The 19,142-nt window shown below is 64.1% G+C and carries 13 protein-coding genes and 2 tRNA genes; 6 read left to right on the top strand and 9 right to left on the bottom strand.

The window, feature by feature from the left end:
- Positions 1 to 59: 59 nt before the first annotated feature.
- Together KPL76_RS02570 and KPL76_RS02565 are read left to right on the top strand one after the other, a co-directional pair.
- A tRNA-Thr gene (locus tag KPL76_RS02570) sits at positions 60 to 131 on the top strand.
- Between the two features lie 37 nt (positions 132 to 168).
- A tRNA-Met gene (locus KPL76_RS02565) sits at positions 169 to 242 on the top strand.
- Positions 243 to 774: 532 nt separating this feature from the next.
- Here KPL76_RS02565 and KPL76_RS02560 read toward each other — a convergent pair.
- The 9 genes from KPL76_RS02560 to KPL76_RS02520 are packed head-to-tail and all read right to left on the bottom strand — an operon-like array spanning position 775 to position 7,975.
- The gene (locus KPL76_RS02560; RefSeq protein ID WP_216334919.1) at positions 775 to 1,752 is read right to left on the bottom strand and encodes an endonuclease/exonuclease/phosphatase family protein; all 978 of its coding nucleotides are present in this window, start codon (positions 1,750 to 1,752) and stop codon (positions 775 to 777) included.
- Positions 1,752 to 2,126: a response regulator gene (locus KPL76_RS02555; protein WP_216334917.1), complete on the bottom strand. Its 375-nt coding sequence runs from the start codon at positions 2,124 to 2,126 to the stop codon at positions 1,752 to 1,754. The genes KPL76_RS02560 and KPL76_RS02555 overlap by 1 nt, the downstream gene beginning before the upstream one ends.
- The gene (locus tag KPL76_RS02550) at positions 2,126 to 2,497 is read right to left on the bottom strand and encodes an STAS domain-containing protein (RefSeq protein ID WP_216334916.1); all 372 of its coding nucleotides are present in this window, start codon (positions 2,495 to 2,497) and stop codon (positions 2,126 to 2,128) included. The genes KPL76_RS02555 and KPL76_RS02550 overlap by 1 nt, the downstream gene beginning before the upstream one ends.
- Positions 2,494 to 2,916, bottom strand: a complete 423-nt coding sequence (locus KPL76_RS02545; protein ID WP_216334914.1) for an ATP-binding protein — start codon at positions 2,914 to 2,916, stop codon at positions 2,494 to 2,496. The genes KPL76_RS02550 and KPL76_RS02545 overlap by 4 nt, the downstream gene beginning before the upstream one ends.
- On the bottom strand, positions 2,913 to 4,313 hold the full coding sequence (locus KPL76_RS02540) for a PP2C family protein-serine/threonine phosphatase (RefSeq protein WP_216334909.1): 1,401 nt from the start codon (positions 4,311 to 4,313) through the stop codon (positions 2,913 to 2,915). The genes KPL76_RS02545 and KPL76_RS02540 overlap by 4 nt, the downstream gene beginning before the upstream one ends.
- Positions 4,310 to 4,633, bottom strand: a complete 324-nt coding sequence (locus tag KPL76_RS02535) for an STAS domain-containing protein (RefSeq protein WP_216334906.1) — start codon at positions 4,631 to 4,633, stop codon at positions 4,310 to 4,312. The genes KPL76_RS02540 and KPL76_RS02535 overlap by 4 nt, the downstream gene beginning before the upstream one ends.
- Positions 4,630 to 5,481 (bottom strand): dolichyl-phosphate beta-glucosyltransferase, encoded by an 852-nt coding sequence (locus KPL76_RS02530; protein WP_216334904.1) that lies wholly within the window; start codon positions 5,479 to 5,481, stop codon positions 4,630 to 4,632. The genes KPL76_RS02535 and KPL76_RS02530 overlap by 4 nt, the downstream gene beginning before the upstream one ends.
- A complete protein-coding gene (locus KPL76_RS02525) occupies positions 5,478 to 6,752 on the bottom strand; it encodes an oligosaccharide flippase family protein (protein WP_216334902.1) in 1,275 nt (424 codons plus the stop codon). The genes KPL76_RS02530 and KPL76_RS02525 overlap by 4 nt, the downstream gene beginning before the upstream one ends.
- Positions 6,749 to 7,975 (bottom strand): glycosyltransferase, encoded by a 1,227-nt coding sequence (locus tag KPL76_RS02520; protein ID WP_216334900.1) that lies wholly within the window; start codon positions 7,973 to 7,975, stop codon positions 6,749 to 6,751. The genes KPL76_RS02525 and KPL76_RS02520 overlap by 4 nt, the downstream gene beginning before the upstream one ends.
- Positions 7,976 to 8,346: 371 nt before the next feature.
- Between KPL76_RS02520 and KPL76_RS02515 the strand changes: the two genes are divergently transcribed.
- The 4 genes from KPL76_RS02515 to KPL76_RS02500 all read left to right on the top strand — a co-directional run bounded on the left by KPL76_RS02515 (position 8,347) and on the right by KPL76_RS02500 (position 19,121).
- Positions 8,347 to 10,962 (top strand): ATP-binding protein, encoded by a 2,616-nt coding sequence (locus KPL76_RS02515; protein WP_216334899.1) that lies wholly within the window; start codon positions 8,347 to 8,349, stop codon positions 10,960 to 10,962.
- A complete protein-coding gene (locus KPL76_RS02510) occupies positions 10,959 to 14,447 on the top strand; it encodes a hypothetical protein (protein WP_216334897.1) in 3,489 nt (1,162 codons plus the stop codon). The genes KPL76_RS02515 and KPL76_RS02510 overlap by 4 nt, the downstream gene beginning before the upstream one ends.
- A gap of 5 nt (positions 14,448 to 14,452) precedes the next feature.
- Complete coding sequence (locus KPL76_RS02505) at positions 14,453 to 15,643, top strand: polysaccharide pyruvyl transferase family protein (protein ID WP_216334896.1); 1,191 nt, start codon at positions 14,453 to 14,455, stop codon at positions 15,641 to 15,643.
- 295 nt (positions 15,644 to 15,938) lie between these two features.
- Positions 15,939 to 19,121, top strand: coding sequence for an Ig-like domain-containing protein (locus KPL76_RS02500; RefSeq protein ID WP_216334894.1), 3,183 nt, complete (start codon positions 15,939 to 15,941; stop codon positions 19,119 to 19,121).
- Positions 19,122 to 19,142: the final 21 nt, after the last annotated feature.

The following is a 19,142-nucleotide window of genomic DNA, read 5'->3' as shown; positions in this document are numbered from 1 at the left end:
CCGCAGATGCTATTCTCTTACGGTGCCAAAAGCCGCCGGATGTTCGGCTGCTCAGACGCGCCCCCTTAGCTCATTGGTAGAGCACTTCCTTGGTAAGGAAGAGGTAGTGGGTCCGATTCCCACAGGGGGCTCCCGGCTCCGTATGTCTCGTGAGAGACTGGGGGCCTTGGCGGGGTAGCTCAGTTGGTTAGAGCACACGGCTCATAATCGTGGGGTCGCGGGTTCAAGTCCCGCTCCCGCTACGAAGCCCTCGAGATCTCGCCGTCTCGGGGGCTTCTTTCTTTTCGCCTACTCCTGCAGCGGGAAATAGGAGAGGAAGAACTAAGTGGGTTCGTCCCTGTTTCACCCCCGCTCAGGGCGCGCATCGCCCCCCCGCACTCACTACTTGCGTTTTGAACCAGCGAGTGCTCGGCTCCGCCGTCCATCGTCGATAGTCTTCTCCAATGGAATCCGAGCCGGGTCGTCGATCACAGCGGATCTGGCCTTTGATCGCCTGTATCGTGCTCATCATGTTTGCCGATGTGACTGTGCTCGCGTCCGGCACGAGGGTGTGCTTCACCTCCCCCAGCGATTCGGGGTACGGGCCTGACTCATGTGGTCCACTGCGCCCTTTCGTCCCAGCGCCGTTCGCGGTAGGCATTGTCGTCTTAAGCGTTCTCGCTGTTGCACTGCTCGTTTGGCGAGTAGTCGTAATCGTCAGGGCTCGCAGGAGAGTGAATCCGTGATGCTCAGGTCGCGCAAGGGCTGGGTGCCGAGCGTTCAAACTCTCAGCGGCTAGTTCGCGTGCGGCAGGCCGAGCTCGACGACGAGGTGGCGGTGGTCGCTCCCGACGCTCAGTTCGTCGTTGACGGAGACGACGGTGATGCCCGGGCTCACGATTACATGGTCGAGGCGCATCAGAGGAGGGATGGGCAGGTCCCAGCGGGGCCAGGTCAGGCCGACGCCAGATCCGGCAACCCGGAAGGCATCGCGCAGATCGCCCGATACCAGCGACTCGAGCGGTGCGTGATCGAGCGTTGCATTGAAGTCGCCAGCGAACACGATGGGAAAGGGGCTCTCTGCCGCCACCGTAGCAAGTGAGGAGAATTGCCGTGCCCAGGCCGGTGCATCTTCGGTGGAGAGGGGAGCCACGGTGTGCACGTTGACGAGGCGCAGCGAGCCCGCCGGGGTCTCGAGGTCGGTCTGCAGCATCGGGTGGCCGGCCACGTCGATTTCGTGACTGTTGGCTATGGGGAACTTCGAGAATGTCGCCGACCCCAGAAACCCGTCCAGCGGCGCGGTGGCGCGGTACGGGTAGATCGTCCAGAGCTGGGATGAGCCGAGGGCTGCCAGCACATCTGGCGTGACTTCCTGCACGACGACGATGTCGGCACCCTCGGCCGCGAGACTGTCACCGAGCTCGGGGATGTGGGCGTTCTCGTTGAGCAGGTTGGCCGTGACGAGCCGGACCCGCAGATCTCCGTCGGGGAGCGCCTGCGTGCCGTTCCACCCGATCAGGCCTGCTGTCCACCACAGCTGTACGGCACAGAGTGCCAGCGCCACGACGGCGAGGGCGCGTTTGCGACGCCAGATCGCGATGACGGCCAGGGGATACGCAGGAAGCAGGGCCCACTCGACGACGCCCTGGAGACCGATGAGCAGGGGCACAGATTCCGGCCGCCATACGCGCACGACAGCCACGAAGACCAGCCCACCGGCCACGGCCCAGCCCAGTGCGTACCCGACTCGCGACAGTCGAGTGGGGCGACCCATCAGGCAGAGCCTTGCGGAAACAAGCGGTCGAGGGCGTCGTTCAGCGCTTCCGAGCTGACGGGTTTGGTCATCAGCCCGCTCAGACGACCAGCCAGTTCCGCAGAGACGGCCGAATGTTCGATGCTGCCCGTGATCAGCAGAAACGGTGGTTGCGTGCCCGGCCGTGCTTCGACCGTCTCCAGTACGTCGACAGCGGTTCCCGATGGGAGGTGGTAGTCCGACATCACGAGGTCGTATTCGGTCCGCACCACCTTTCTGCAGGCGTCGACGACATCGATCGCTTCGTCGACAGCGAAGCCGCGTTGACGGAGCATGTGCGACAACACGAGCCGGGAGATCGCATCGTCTTCAACAACCAGAGCAATCGAACCCATTACGAACCGTCCGTCTGCGGTCGGTCGATCATTGTGAAGATCTGGTCGAACTGGGTGAGCCGGAAAACGCGCATAGCGTCGTTGGCAATCGGCCGCACCAGCGTCACCGATCCTCCCTCGCGCATGAGGTCGCGTCGAGCTCGCGCGAGCACGGCGAGACCAGCGCTGTCGACGAACGAGACCTCAGTGAGGTCGATGGTGAGGTGTCGCACAGGAGCCAGTTTCTCACTGGCCAACTGCTCGCGAACGCCCAGCGACTCGACCACGTCGAATCTGCCCTTCAGGGCAAGTTCAGCGGTGTCGCCGACGAGCGATGTGATCGTCAGTGTCAGGCCGTCGCTCGGTACGCCTCTGGTGTCGGATTCCGTCACGATAGCCCCTCTGTGTCGATGCGCATCTCCAGTTCGTTCATGTCGCCGTTTCGACGGTAGACGAGAACAGAGACAAGCGAGCGGATGATCTTGACCCCGTAGCCGCGCTCGCCGAGGCCCATCGGGTCAGGCGCAGGCACCGCAGCCAGATCGAACTCTTCGCCCGGGTCTCGTACCTGTACGGTCAGACTGTCGGGCCCGAGAGTGAGTTCCAGCTCGATCATGCTGTTGGGCGGCAGCTCTGCATGGTCGATCACGTTCATGCACGCCTCGTGCACGGCCAACTCCGCGCGGGAGAACAGATCCGGTGCGGGTGCAGGATCCAGGCTGTCGATCGCTGTCTTCAACCAGGGACTCAGCGCCCGGAGGGCCAGAGGGCTCGGCTCAAGGCGGAGATGGGACTGCACAATGGGAGTCATGAGTGCTCTCCGAGCGATTTGAGGATGACGAGGGTCGAGTCGTCTGAGGCGCTCTGCCCGGCGGCGAATGAGTGAATGGTGTCGAACAACTCTTCTCCCATCATCCGTGAGGGTTTGAGCGAAGCGCTGAGACAGAGCTGTCGAAAGCGTTCGTAACCGAACATCTCTCCGGAAGCATTCGACTGCTCAGCGAGACCGTCTGACCCGACGACGAGGCAGTCGGTATCGTTCAGGATCATGCTGCTCACCACTGGTATGAGGTTTCGAACCACGCCGAGCGGGGGCACGGAGGCCGGTACGAAGGTTGCGACTCCGTCACGCACGAGTACGACGGGGGAGTGACCGGCGTTCGCCAGCGACACCTCGTGAGAGTTCTCATCGTAGAGACCGACAGCGAGCGTGACGAAGACCCCGACGTCGTCGAGGTAGTCGAAGAGTTCGTCTTCTATTCGCCGCATGACCTCGGCAACGGAGGCGTGGCGGTGGGCGAGGAAGGCGACTCGACAAGCCGCAACGGCACGCGTCATGATCATTGCTGCAGGCAGCCCCTTGCCCGCGACGTCGCCGACCGCGAACCAGATCGAGCCGTCTGTCTGGCCGAAGACGTAGAAGTCACCGCCTGTGAGTGACGCTGGCACTGACTTGGCGAAGAAGTCGATCACCGGTGACTTCGGCGGTCGCTCGATGATCACCGATTGCGCCAGGGCAGAGGCCAATTGGTGTTCGCGCTCGACGGCGGCGCGTTCGAGTTCGCGGTGGTGCAGGTCGTTGAACGCCAGCATCACACCGAGGGCAGAGACGATGGCTTCGATGACCGGGATGTCGGTGGTCGAGAACGATCGGCCCTCTCCGCGGAAGAAGGCGAGGTAGCGGTCGGCCTGCCCATCGGGGTCGAGCGCAGCGATCATCGCCCGTCCGGAGGCCGCGCTTCGCAACGAAGACCCTGGCGCCAAGCGGATGCTCTCGAGTGTCACTGCGGTGTATTCGTCGAGCTGGGCGAGCTGCCCGTTCGAAGCAATGACCTCCTCTCCCTCGAGGAGAAGGATCACGACGGATTCTGTCAGGCCGAGAGCCTTGCCGAGAAGCAGGCCGATCGTCTGCTCCGATGCCAGGCCCTGCACGTTGATCTGTGCGAGTGCCTTCATGGCGTGAATGCGGTCCTGGCTGGCGATCAGGGCGCTGGTCAGTTCGAGTTGCATCGACTCCAGGGAGTGGATCGCGTCTCGGGCGAGTCCGGCGGCTGCCGTCGCGCTCGCAGCCCCGCCTGTACCATCTGCCCGGCCGTCGTAGGCGGCCGATGCCTGAGCCTCGAGCTGGTCGATCGCGTGGTACGCCGTCTTCGGAACGGCCGCAAGCGCGGCCCGTTCGCGAGACTGCTGCGGGCGTGGATTGATCACGAGGAGCTCGCGCCAGACTGCTCAACGGAGAACACCTGGCGCAGGTCGGTGATTTCGAGGATGACGCGCACCGGGTCTGACAGATCGACGAGGATGAGTTCGCCTGAGAGTGCCTTGGCAGACTTCTGGAGTCGAACGAGCTCGGTGAGCGCCGTCGAGTCGACGAACGCCACCTGCGAGAGATCCAGCCTGAGCGTGCTGGTCTCCGCCGTGAGAAGGGGTGCCACAGTGCGCCGGAAGCTTTCGGCCTCGTGGGCGTCAAAACGACCGACGAGTGACACGCGGTTCTGGTTGGGGCCGGATTCGGTGCGGATGATCATGTCTGTGTTGGTCCTTCTTCAAGCCCGGCGGCGTGTGAGTGCTGGTCTCGTGCAACGGTCGTGTGGGGGGAGGCCGAATACCTGCCCTGCATGTCGTGCACACGGATTCGCACGAGATCTTTGAGGAACTGCATGCTGACCTTGGCGGCGTCCACCGTGGATCCTGGCGCGTCGATCCACTCGACGGGCACTTCCGCGGCACGGAAACCCAGTTTAGAGGCCAGATACAGCACCTCGAGGTCAAATGAGAAGCTGTCGACGACCTGCAGGGAGAACAGGCGATGGGCTGCGTCTGCTGTGAACAGCTTGAAGCCGCACTGGGTGTCAGTCACGGTTACTCCGAATCCTCGGGAGACGATGACGCGCAGGCCGCGGCTGAGAATCCTGCGCGACAGGCTCTTTCCGCTCACCGCAGCACCCTCGGCCGCGCGTGACCCGACGACGACATCGAAGCCCTCGGCGACCTTCCCGTAGAGCCGGTCGAACTGCTCGATCGGCGTCGACTGGTCCGCATCCGCGAACAACACGACCTCGCCGCGCGCGGCGAGCATGCCCCGGCGAACGGCGTCACCCTTGCCGGCATTCTTCTCGGCGACCAGGATCCGAAGGTTCGGGAACCGCAGGTCCTTCAGCAGTTCGACGGTGGAGTCGGTCGAACCGTCATCGGCGATGATGAGTTCCCACGGCTCATTCCGCGCGCTCATGTGCGTCGCGATGGCACCGAGGGTCGGCAGGATCCGGATCTCCTCGTTGTAGGTCGGAATCACGACCGAGACGATCGGCGGCACGGCCAGTGGCTCGGTGACCCAGGCACGGTACGCCCGGTATGCCGACGAATCCCCGCTCATGCGACCTCCTCCTGTCGGTTGCCCAGCCTCAGGGCGATTGCCCTAACGCCCAATACGACCACCAGCAGGCTCATCGCGATGAACTGCATGGCGATCAGGGTCGCCATGTCCGAGTGCCAGATGAGAATCAGAATGAGCTGCAGAACGGATGCGCCAAGCAGCAGGGCCGATTCGGTCACCCGCGACTGCGACAGGCGGTAGCTCGCCACAAGATTTGCGACGGCGAAGAGCGTGGTCATTGCGGCATACGCCGCGAGCGGCACCGAGAGCTGGGAGTATGCCGGGCCGAGGATGATGCCCAGCGCCGGGCCGCCGATCCAGAACGCTCCGAGAGTGCACGCGACCCCGATGGCGAGAACAGCGAGAATTCCGCCGCGGAGAACGGCCGACGATTCGACACCCGCAGCATGGCGTCGGGCGACGACAGGGAAGACGACCGTCGCAACAGACCACGCGAGAAAGAACACCGCTCGCCCGACGAGGGCCACGGCCGCGTAGATTCCGGCGTCGGTCGGCGTGAAGAAGGCCTTCGCCACGAAGATGTCACTGTTGTTGGCGATGATCTGCCCGAGTAGCAGAACGGAGACCAACCACGCATACGCCCGGACTTCGGCGTAGTCGATACCAGGGCCCATTGTGTCGCTGTGCGAGCGACTGCTGATCAGCACGACGATGCACGTGACGACGAACGAGACCGAGAGGGCAACAGTGGCGCCGTCAACGCCGAAGCCGGCGGTGACCAGGGCGATTCCGAGGCCGAGTCGCACCACCATCTCGACGACGAACGAGAGGGCGAGAGGTGCGAACATCAGTCTCGCCTGCATCACGCCTCGCCCCACGGCCTGAACGAGCCAGAAGGGTACGCCGACCCCGAGAATGACGAACGGCAACGCGGAGGCGGTGTGAAAGATCGTGGACCAGAACGGCGCCGCGATCGCGAGCACGGCGCCGGTGACGACTCCGGCGAGCAGAGCCACCAGGCGCAGACGACGTGCAAGCAGATCGGAATCCCCGCTGAATCCCAGCTGGTCGGCGCGTGCGATGAACCGGGCGGCAACGAGCTGCAGGCAGAGGGCAATCGAGGTCAGGCTGAAGAGAAAGGTGACGATCAGGTTGGCGTCGGAGAACTCTGCGGGGGTCAGAACCCGCCCGAGAAAGAGGTTCAGAATGTAGTTGCCCGCGTTCGCGACGACCATCGCGATGGCAAGAAGTGCGCCACCGCCGATCAGCCTGCCACTCACCTTCGAGTCGGTGACCGCCTGCTCCGTCATCGCCGCGCCCGCTTCTCGAGCAGACGTTCGATGTGCGCGATGTGCCACTGCACGACCTCTGACATCGGGATCCCGGTCGCGGCCGCATAGTTGCGCCGGCCCAGCTCCCCCTGTTTGACGGGGTCGTCGAGCACTTCTGCGAGCGCGTCGGCCAGGCTGGTTGCATCACCTGGTTCGAAGTAGACGCCTCGGAACCCTTCTTCCTCGATGATGTCGACCAGGTCACCGATCCGGGGGATCACCGCAGCGCGACCGTACTCTCCGGCCTGGTGCAGTACTCCCGAACTGCCGGTCGTCGAGGTGTACGGAAACGCCACAACGGTCGCTGAGAGAAAGAGGGTGGAGACTTCGTCTTCAGAGATGTAGCCCGGCATCTCGATATTCGGCACGTCGGAGAAGCGTTCCTCGGCCGAGGCCATGTATCCGGCCGAGTTCGGGCTGTCGGTGCCGGCAAGTACGAGGCTGATGTCGGTGTAGCCGCGGTCCAGGAGTTCTTTGTAGGCGTGAACCAGAAGGTCGACGGTCTTGTAGGTTCCCCATTTGCCGAAGGCGAGGATGGACCGTCGCCCGGGGGGCGCCGTGAACACGGGCTGGGGTATCTCATCGAAGCTGCCGTGGGGAGCGAGAATCGCGTTCGTGGCTCCGTAGCTCGACTGTAGGAACTCGACATATCGCGGAATCGTCAGCGCGACCAGGTCTGCACGAAGCAAGGCACGCGTCAGGATACGGCCGGCCTTCGTCATCAGCCAGGCGGTGAGCGGCGAACCGGCGAAGCCGGCATCCTTCATGTCGACGTTGTCAGCCAGATTGTGCAGGATCAGGAGCGTGGGAATCTTTCGTGCTCGCAGTACAGCGGGCACCAGGAGCCCGAGGGCCCCGGCGATGCGGCGATCGCCGAAGGTCGCAAACTGGAGATTGAGCACGACTGCATCGGGCTTCGCCTGCACGATGGAGCGGGTGAGACGGAACACGGTCGACAGGCTGTTGAATCGCCAGGCGGAGACGAATTGGACCCCCGGCATGGGGTCAGGGTCACCCGCGTCTGTCTCGTCGGCGAAGACGACCACTGACTCGACCTCGTCGAGCCGTGACAGGTGCTTCACCAAGTGGAAGCCGAATTCGTTCAGGCTGTTCCTGCCTGGTGGAAATGCTGTGACGACACCGATTCGAAGTTTCGAGGCGGAGCGTGAGTCGAGACGGGCCGTGTGCTGCGGATCGGTCATGAGCCGCTACCCCCCAGCAGTCGGTCAGGTGGCGAAGCAGGCAACTGCCCGATCGCCGTCGCACCCCGGATTTCTACTGCTGTGACGATGTCAGGTACATCGCCTGCGGGTGGTCGTGGCTTCACGATAGCGCAGAATCAACCGGGGCGATCCGACGACGGCTGTCGGGATTACGCACGAGAACACAAGAAGCCTGCAAGACTGGGCACCCCCAGTTTGAGTGGCACCAATGAATGCGCGGGTGTTGGGAGTACTGGGGGTGGGGAATCCGAGTCGACCGGGGCAGACGCGGCCTGCAAATCGTGCAGGAATCGTATCCAGAGACACTGCGCAGGAATAATCTTCAGGGACCGAGTGGGAGGAACTTCGAAGTGGCGAATGACACGAGCTCCGGTCAGCTGATCGGCGGCAGGGCGCGCGCCCGGGTTCTCAGCACCATTTTCGTGGCCGTCTTCGTCGTACTGACGGTGTACGGCATTGCCACCGTTGCTCTTCCGTCGTCTGTTCCCCTCTTCTGGTGGGAGACGGGTGTCTACCTGGGAATCGAGGGTGTGTCTGCGCTGCTCATCGGGCTCCGAGTCGCCCTGATTCCCCGTGAGAGAGTGGCGTGGGGGCTCATGTGCGCAGCCCTCGTCCTGGTCACCGTGGCGGACTGCATCGAAGGTCTCTCGGCTTCGCCAGGTGTGGCACAGCCCAACGCCCCGGTCTCGCAGGTTCTGTACGTTCTCTTCTTTCTCTGCACAACGGCCTCGCTCATGCTGCTCATCCGCAAGCGGGTGGCCCACGCGTCGTTCGCCGTCTGGCTCGATGGCCTGATCGCAGGCTTGGGTCTTCTGGCGATCGTTTCGAACATCACGGTCATTCCTGGCGAGTCGATGTCGGTCGGCAACCTCATCCAGCTCTTCTACACGGCGGCTCCCCTTCTGTTCGTGGCCATTCTCATCGCGGCCCTTGCCGCACTCAACCGCAAGCCGAGTACTGCGATGTGGCTGCAGTTTGCGGCGTACCTGCTCATGGCGATTTCGAGCATCGCGCTCGCCACGCAGATGGCGCAGGGGGCATACTCGATGGGCTCACCCTTCGATGTGCTGTGGCCACTCGCCACCATCCTGATCGCCCTTGCGGCGTGGTCGTCGCAGGTGCCACCACCGCCCAGCGAGTCGCGCTTTCGGGGCATCGTGTTCGCGCCGGCCCTGTTCTCCCTGTTCGCCCTGAGTGTGCTGCTGCAGAACCAACTCGGTGCCCGGGGTGATATACCCGTGTTCTTCGCGATCGCCACTCTGGGTGCCGGCGTGCTGCGGTTGCTCATCTCGGTGGCAGACGCCGATCGGTTGCGACGCGGAGAGGAAGCTCTGAGTGCCAGCCTGAAGCAGGCGAGGGATGAGGCGCTCGCGGCGAACGAGGCGAAGACCACGTTCCTCGCCACCATGAGCCACGAGATCCGCACGCCGCTGAATGGCGTGCTCGGTTTGAACGAGGCGCTGCTCTTGACCGATCTCGACCCTGAGCAGCGCGACCTTGCAACAAAGGCGTCGCGGAGCGGTTCGTTGCTTCTCGAACTGATCACCGACATCCTCGACTTCTCGAAGATCGAAGCCGGCGCAGTCGAGCTGGAGCACCGCCCGTTCGACCTTCGTGAGGCCGTGGCCGACAGTGCCGACCTTTTCGCGCTGCAGGCCGACGCAAAGCGTCTCAAGCTGAAGGTGCGCGTGGCGGATGACTGCCCCCTTCTGGTGCTCGGTGACGTCACCCGGCTCCGCCAGATACTGGTCAACCTCATCGGCAACGCCGTCAAGTTCACGCCGACTGGTGAGGTGCGTGTGACGGTGCGCAACGGCGCGTCGCCCGGTGCGGTGCGATTCGAGGTCGCCGACACCGGCATCGGCATCCCTGTCGACAAGCTCGACCGGCTGTTCACATCCTTCAGACAGGTCGATGAATCGACGACTCGGATGTACGGCGGGAGTGGTCTCGGCCTCAGTATCTGCCATTCTCTCGTCGAGTTGATGGGCGGCCACATCACGCTCATGAGCGTCGTAGGAATGGGGTCTGCATTCTCGTTCGAGCTCCACTTCGAGGATGCGAACCTCAGCCGGGTACGTGTCGAGGTCGACAGCCTTCCGCTGGAGGTGCCCGATGCGGGGGAGTTGACCACGTTCGACCCCGCCTCGGGCCCTGGCCTCAGTGCCGAGCCCGGCCTGCCTCGTTCACCAGACCCGAACCTTCCGAGACACGTCGCCGCTGTGGCTGGCGGAGCACTCAGAGTCCTGGTGGCTGAAGACGACCCGACCCTGCAGACCCTGTCGAGAGTGCTTGTGACCAAGCTCGGCCACGTCGTGGACTTTGTCTCCAACGGCGCCGAAGCCGTGGATGCCGTGCACCGCACGGTGTACGACTTTGTGCTCATGGACATGCACATGCCCGTCATGGACGGCCTCGAAGCCGCAATCACAATTCGTGCGGCCGGCGATGCGGTGCACCAACCCAGGATCGTCGCCCTCACGGCAAGCGCGACCGTCACTGATCGCGAGGCGTGTCTTGCGGCAGGAATGGACGAGTACATCGCAAAGCCGTTCACCGTGCGCGACCTTGCGTGGGCATTCGGTTCTGCCGTTCCGGCGAGTCAGGCGCACGCCGGCCTCGGGTCGTCAGAAAACCGGCCGTTCGCCCGGCTCGATCACCTGGGAGAAGAGGTCAAGGCCGCTGCGCTCCGCTCGTTCGCACTCCAGGGAGCTCACGACCTTCTCGACCTGGAGCACGCGTTCGCCGCCGGAAACGTCGGAGATCTGCGGTTCTTCGCCCACCGGCTGCGAGGGAGCAGCCTCACGATCGGCGCCGATGCTCTGGCTGCCGCCTGCCTGCCCATCGAGACGCTGAATGACGAGTCACCACTCGACCCAGCTTCGTTCGAGCACCTGCGCACGAGTTTCGATGCCGTGGCGAAAGACATCGACGATCTGGGGCACGGTCAGGGGATCGCCCCGTGATCAGAGTGCTCCGCCGGGCACCACGACCCACGCAGGCAGATGGGCTCGACCGCCCTCAGGCCTCGAAGCAGACGACTCGCACCAGGCCCGCCGGTGCAGCCGGGCTCTCGGTGAAGACCATCGCGCTCGCCGTCGGTGTGGTCTATTTCGCCGGCGCTCTCTTCGTCTTCCGTGACGTTCTGTTCGCCATCCCGTCTGTTCTGAATGGCACTGCCGTCATCGGCGGCGACGAACTGGTGCCCTTCTTCAACCCACGAAGCCAGCTTCTCGAACAGGCCGCCGGGCAGTTCAACGAGTTGGTGAACGGGTACGAGTTCCGCGTGCGCTACGCGTTCCTCACGACCTGGGTGCGCTATTACAAGGTGCTGCCCTTCGCCATTCTCATCGTGATCCCCGCCATGTTCTGGGGCACGTACCTCACCGTTGCCCGCTTCATGGACAAGGTGTTCACCTCTTTGTCGTCGCAGTCCATCTATCTCGCGACGGCGTTCCCGGTGGCCCTGATCTACCTGATCATGGTCTACTCCAAGGTCACGCATTTCTACACGCTGATTCTCGGGTTGGTCATGATGACCATCTCCTCGATGTGGATGCTCTACGCCCTCCTGTTCGCAGGGCGCAAGTGGAAGCGCTACATGGTGCTGTCGAGCTTCGTGACGCTTCTCAACCCGGCGGTGCACTACCTGATCCTGTTCAGCCTCTTCTTCGGCATCACCATCCTCGTGCTCATCGTCGGCCAGGTCGGGCTCTGGATGAGACTGGGCGGCCCGCGCAGGCTGAGGTGGCCCTGGCAGTGGCGCTGGCGCAGGCGATGGCGGTCTCCGGTGACGGTCTGGCGGGAGAGCGCGGGTGGTGAACCGTTGTCCCTGCGATCGGTCGGCGCCGGCTTGGCCCGGCTTCGCAAGAAGATCACGGCATTCACCACCAAAGCCAGCGACACGGTTCTCGGGCGCTCGCTGTTCGCCGGCGTCATCTTCGTGCTGATCGCGATCATCCCGTACGCCCTGTTCGTGAAATACGTCGCCCTCGCCGGGGTCACGAACCTGAGCGACACGGTACCCGGAGACTTCTACTTCATTCAGGACGCCTCGGTGTCGTGGCTGCACATGCTGTCGTGGGATCTGGCGGGCATCACCGACAAGATTCTCTTCGGCGACTACCTCGCCAAGGTGCCGCGGTACCCGGACGCGGTGTACACCGTTCTGTTGTTCATTCCGCTGTTCGTCGGGCCGATTCGCCGTCGGCTGTTTCCGACGAGACCGCACCGGCAACTCCTCGGCGTGATCTACGTGGCCATCGCGTTCGCCCTCTGGGCGACGATCGGCTACGGGGAGCCGCTGTGGTTGCCGACCTTCCACCGCACCCTCGCGGCTCTCGCCATCACCGCGAACAACTCACACAGCGTCATCGGCAACTTCGTGGTGACGATCGCTGGCACCATCGTGCAGGTGCTCCGCTTCCCGCACAGGTTCCAGCTGATCCTGTTCATGCTCGCGCCGCTTGTGATGTCGCTCACTCTCGCCTGGGGCATCGATGCGCTGGGCCGCCTTCTGACGGGTGCCCCGGCCCGTGCAGCGATGCCGCCCGCGGCCGACGCCTTGAAGCCGGATGCGCTGCAGTCCGGGGACTCGCGACAGGGAGAGCCTGCTGACGCACAGGCAGAACCCGTCACCGCAGCCGCATTCGCGCCGACCGATGCGCCGGTCTCCGCGACGGGTGTCGCAGCCAAGGCGATGAAGCCTGCGCGGAGGCGACGCCGGGCATCCACTGCGGCAGAGCGCAGCACGCTGCTGTTCCGGCTTCTCGCAACGGCGTGCATCGCCTCGGTCTTCTTCACCCCGTTCTTCTCCAACCCGACGTACCGGCTCGTGTTCAGCTCGGGCAACATGGCGAACTTTCTCTCGCCGTTCCCACTCGGTGACCTGAAGGAGCTCAAGACGGCCCTCGATGCCCTGCCGGAGGGCAAGACGGCGGTTCTGCCGCCAACAGAGACGTCGAAACTCGTAGGTGACGAGAACGGTATCGACCACAAGTTCATCGACAAGTTCTTCATCTACTATCTCGACGCGCCGAGCTTCTACTACGGGCTGACAGGCGACGTGAAGAACAAGTTCGACTTCTTCCTGATTCTGCGCGGGCTCTACTACCAGCAGGACTGGTGGATCAACGAGGCCCGCGACATCGGCCTCAGGTACATCGTGGTGGCAAAGAACATCCACACCAACAACGGTGTCGGTGCCGAGTACCTGCCGAACGTTGAGAGCTACGTCGAACCCGCTCTGAAGCGGTTGCCCGACCAGGTCGCGCTCCGGTTCGAGAACAAGAGCTATGCACTCTACGAGATCACCGACCAGGCACCGGAACATCGTGAGACGCTGCTGGTCGATTCGAGCTGGCAGACCTACCTGAACCTGGTGTTCACCCGCCACGATCTGAGCCGGTGTTACAAGTTCGAGTACACGCCGTACTTCGACCCGGCATCGGTGGAGCCGAACAGCACGATCCACCTGCTCACCGACGACGTGCAGACCTCTGCGCTCGACCTCTACATGCTGGATCATCCGAAGTCGATCTCGCCGCCGGACACCCGGATGTTCGCCTTCAACCCCGACATCGTTGCGTCGAGCTACTATCTGTCGCCAATGTTCCGTTCGTTCCTGTTGTTCTCGAACACGAAATGGAATCGCACGAACGTGATCACTCCCGGGGTTTTCGGTACTTTGCGCGGTTCGTTCATCGGTGTGCCCCGAGCCACCCAGTTCAGCATTCCGGTGACGGTTCCGACAGCGGGCAAATACCACGTGTTGATGCGAACGGCCGCGACGGCGAACACGTTGAAGATCAGCTCTCCCGGGCTCTCGTACGACAAGACGGTCGAACTTCGTTCCCCGCCGAGTGACCTCCAGTACTACCCGACGGCGAGCGTGTTCAGCCCCGATCGGAAGCCGGTGGACACCTCAGGGATGTCGGTCGCCCAACTCGAGGCAGCCATGCCAGATGAACTGACGCCGGTGAACGTCGCGTACAGCTACCAGGATCTCGGCGTGGTGGATGCCACGGCCGGCTCGCACGCCTTCAACATCGACAAGACCGACAACAACCCCATGCTGGTCGAGGGCATGATGCTCGTGCCCGAAGCAGACTATGAGTCGCTTGCTCTCCCGGCCAACGTTTCGCAGATCACCAACCCCAATGACCTCGGATGCTCGAAGGTCACCCCCATCACGGGCAAAGTCCAGGGCTACGTCGACCCTGCTGCCAACCAGGCCCACCTCAACCTCACCGAGGACCAGCTGCTCAATCTGGCGGCCGCAGACGTGCAGGATCTCGTGCCCGGTACGAGCGATGAGATGGGCCCGAGCTGGCTGGGCATCGCAGCAACCGGACTGCTCCTGGTGGTCAGCGCCCTGCTGGTGCGCTGGCGCTCGCGTCGACGGCCCGATCTGGAGTACGAAGACTCACCTCCACCCGAACCAAAGGAGTAACCATCGTGACCACCACCCCCACCCCTCGCAGGATCGTCTTTCTCGGCACGCATGGCCAGTACAACATCGGTGACGAGCTTCTGCTCGAATCGTTTCTCGCGCAGCTGGGCCGCGAGAATCGCTATCTGGTGAATTCGTATGACCCCGCCTTCACGCGCGCCCAGCTTGCCGGTCGGTACACCGTCGAGGTGATCGACACGTCGAAGGACCGGCGGCAGTTGTTGCGCGGGCTGCTCAGCTGCGATCTGCTCTGCTTCGGCGGCGGGAGCATCATCAAGGAGCTCTACGCCTCAACCGGGCGCAACCGGTATTCGACTCTTCTGATGATCCTCGCCATCGTGACCTTCACGCATCGGATAGCACGCAAGCCCATCGCCATGCTGAACATCGGTGTGGGCCCGCTGCGCAGCCCTCGGGGGCTACGCATTGCGCGCATGATCCTCTCCCAGGTCGACGAGCTGACGGTGCGTGATGCGAAGTCCCTCGCAACCTGCCAGTCGATCGGTGTCGATGCGCTTCAGGCGACCGACGCAGTGTTCTCGGCGAGCCCGGAGTGGCTGCTTGGCCGAGCTCCCCTGGCCGAACCGGCGCCACGGGCATCCACCGACCCCCTGAAGGTCGCCTTGAACCTCAACTTCGACATCGAGAACCCAGAGAACTGGGAACTCTTTCTCGAGCGCCTCGCCCTCGCCCTCGAGCGGGTGAACGACCATCACCCCATCGAGCTGCACGCGCTGGCGATGCAGGTCGGTTTCAAACAGAACGACGACGGCGAGATTCTGGATGCGTTCGCTGCCCGATTGCCCTCCGTCACGTTCCATCGGCACGAGCTGCACGATCACAACGACGTCGCCCGGCTCATCGAGTCGTGCGACCTGGTCGTGAGTGAGAGATTCCACGCGATCGTCATCGCCTCGATTCTCGGTGTGCCGTCTGTGGTGCTCGCGTATGACGTGAAGGTGAGCGGCTTGGCGAACATGCTCGGTCTCTCCGACTGGACTGTCGACATCAACCAGCCGTTCGAGGCTGCCGCGCTCGCAGGGCAGATGGTCGACTTGATCGAGCAACGCGAGACGGTCTCGGTGCAGGTGCGCGAACGCAGCGCTGAGCTCGAAGTTGAGGCACGTCGTAACTTCGATTCAATTCGCCAGTGGATCGCCGGCATCCCGCTTCGAGGCAAGCAGAAAGCCGCCTGACGGCTCTCAACAGTGTCCAGCTTCGTCGCGAGTCTGATGCGACGGTGCGAGGCGATGTCCGGCCGACGTGCCGATGTGAGGCGCGTGGGCTGGCCTCGATTCGGCACCATCGCCTCACGAGAGTGAAGTTGTCCGGCAATTCGTGCCATTCGGCGAGAAACTGCGCAAAAGCTGGGCGAATTGCGTCGGGACCGCAGAGGGTGGCAACGCTACTGTTCTACTCGGTACTGCACCACGCGGTACACCGACTGACTTTTCACACCGACTTGTCAACCCACCCAGCAAGGGGAACCTCGTGCAGTCCATCACCACGGCCACCAGCCGCCGTCGTCTCACCAGGAGCCACCTGATCGTGGCCGTCGTGGCTCCGGCTCTCGTTGCTTTCGGCGCGGTTGTCGCTGTTGCCGCACCGGCCTCTGCTGCACCCGTTGCCTCTGCACCCGTTGTCTCCGTGCCGGCCGGCACCAACTTGGTCTCCGAATCGTTCTCCGGCACCACGATCTCCGACAGCGCGTGGCGTGCTCTGGGCGACGGCTGCCTGACCCGCGCAACTGTCGCGCCGGCGTCGACCGCCTCGAGCCTGGGCGTCTGTGCCCTCCGGGTGGCATCGCCCGCTGCAGCGTCGGCAACGGGGTACCTGCAGCTCACCGACGCAACGGGCTACCGCAAGGGTGGCGCGGTGTACACGAAGGCCTCGCCTTCCGCTCTCGGGCTGGACGTGACGTTCGATCAGTGGCAGTACAGCTCGGGTGGCTCGGGTGGTGACGGTCTCAGCTTCTTCGTCGCTGATGGTTCGGCGAACATCACGACCACGGGCGGGCAGGGCAGCTCGATCGGTTATGCGCAGAACACGAATCAGCCGCCGGCTCCGAACGGTCTGGCGGGTGCGTACCTCGGTGTGGGTCTGGATGTCCACGGCGCGTTCGCGAGCTCGTCCGATGGGCACGGCACCGGATGCTCGACCGGCCAGTCGGCGACCTTCCAACCCAACTCGGTGGTGCTTCGCGGCCCCGGCTCCGGCAAGACCGGGTACTGCTACCTGGCGGCTACGAACCTGCCGACCGCGACTCAGAAGCTGCGCACCAGCCTGAGCGATTCGACCCTTCTCACCTCGGCGATGGCCCGCAAATTCCGCGTGACCGTTTCGGCCGAGAAGTTCCCGACGGTCACTGTCTATGCGGCATTCGCTCCGACGGCCGCGCTCACGCAGGTGCTGCGGTACACGATGACCGACGCGGCTCCGTCGAGCTACCAGTTCGGCTTCACGGCCTCAGATGGTTCAACGGTCGATACTCACCTGATCGGCAATGTCTCGGCCTCGACCATCGTTCCCATCGACACGACCGCGCCGGCCGTCACGATCACCGGTGCAGCGAAGTCACTCGTCGCAACGTCGACCCCGACGATCGACGGCACAACGGACGAGGCCGCAGGGGCTGTCGTCTCGGTACTGGTCGGCTCTCAGAAGCTGACGACGACGGCCGCTGCCGACGGCACGTGGAGTGTCACTCCCTCTGCGCTGCCTGAGGGCACGGCGTCCGTCGTCGCGTCGGTCACGGATGCTGCGGGCAACGTCGGTTCAGCGGCGCAGGCGCTGACCGTCGACACCATCGCTCCCGTCGTCACGATCACCGGCGGCGCGAGCGTGCTGGTGACGTCGACCACTCCGGAGCTCTCGGGTACGACCGACGCTGCAGCGGGTTCTGCGTTGACGGTTCTGGTCGGTACGCAGACGCTCACCACGCCGGTGAACGCAGATGGCACGTGGAGCGTCACGTCGGCCGCGCTTGCCCAGGGCCCGATCGCGGTGTCGGCTTCGGTGTCGGATGCTGCGGGCAACGTCGGTTCGGCGTCGCAGGCGCTGACCGTCGACACAATCGCACCGGTCGTCACCATCGCCGGTGGAGCCAGCGCGACGTCGGTGTCGGCAACTCCGGTGGTCGCAGGAACGACGGATGCTCCCCAGGGCAGCACTCTCACGGTCGTTGTGTCAAACCAGACCTTCACCGCCACGGTCCAGACCGGTGGCCGGTGGTCCGTTGCTCCCACAGCGCTCGGAAACGCAACCGTTGCCGTCACGGCCTCGGCAACAGACGCTGCAGGTAACACCGGCACGGCCACACAGTCGCTGACGATCAACGTGACCGTCGTCGTTCCGACCCCGACGCCGACTCCGACGGTCACACCGGCGCCGACCGCGACGCCGACGGTCACCCCGACCCCGACCCCGACGCCGACGCCGACTCCGACGGTCACGCCGACCCCGACGCCGACCCCGACAGTCACGCCGACCCCGACGCCGACGGTCACCCCGACCCCGACGCCGACTCCGACGGTCACACCGACGCCGACTCCTACCCCGACGGTCACCCCGAACCCGACTCCGACGGTCACGCCGACTCCGACCCCCGCGCCCCCAGCTTCACCGGTGGTCGCGATCACCGGTGGCCCGACGGCCTCCTCAACAGTGGCTCGGCCGACGATCAGTGGCACAACGAATCAGCTCAGCGGTCGCGTCACCGTCACAGTCGACAAGCAGACTCTCTCGGGCGCCGTTTCGGCCACGGGCGCTTGGAGTGTCGTCCCTTTCGTGCTCACCGAGGGCGCGCACGCGGTTGTCGCTGGCGTCGTAGCATCTGACGGGTCGAAAGCGAGCGCATCCCAGACGCTCATCGTCGACACCATCGCCCCGTCGATCGTGATCAACGGCGGCTCTGCCATCTCCACACGATCGGCCACGCCGACAATCAGTGGGCGGACCAGTCTGCCTGCTGGCGGCACAGTCACCGTCGTGGTCGACGGTGTCGCCCTGACGAGCGTTGTGTCGTCAACGAGAACCTTCTCAGTGGTCTCTCCCCGTCTCACCGTGGGCACCCACGGAGTGGTCATCTCTGCGACTGACGCTGCAGGGAATGTCGGCTCGCAGCGACAGCGGCTCACCCTGGCACCGGTGATCCTCATCGACGGTGGGGCTGCCCGGCTCACGAACTCTGCCGCGCCTACCATCAGCGGGACGACCGATGCTCTCCTCGGCAGCCCCATCACCGTCGTAGTCGGTGGACAGACGATCGTCGGCGCAGTGACGACGCCGGGCATCTGGTCTGTGACTGCTCCGAAACTGGGGTCATCCGGGTACTCGGTGATGGCGCGTGTTCGTGATGCTGTCGGAAATGTGTCGACTGCCTGGCAGACACTCACCGTCGACACGATCGCTCCAACGATTGTCATCGATGGTGGCCTTGCGATGTCGACCAAGTCCGTCACCCCGACGATCAGCGGTCGGGTCAATCTGCCAGCAGGCAGCAGCATCACTGTTGTCGTCGACGGAGTCGCCCACACGGCGAGCGTGTTGTCGGCACGCACCTGGTCGGTCACCTCGCAGCCTCTGACTCTCGGCGCGCACACAGTGGTCGTCTCTGCGACAGATGCTGCCGGCAACGTCGGTACCATGCAGCAACGTCTGACCATCATCGGCTGAGCAGCTGTCGAGACCCTGGCC

The sequence above is a fragment of the Subtercola sp. PAMC28395 genome (assembly GCF_018889995.1).
Lineage (GTDB): Bacteria > Actinomycetota > Actinomycetes > Actinomycetales > Microbacteriaceae > Subtercola.
Note: the sequence above shows the minus strand (reverse complement) of the source record. Positions and strands in the feature narration are given on the sequence as shown.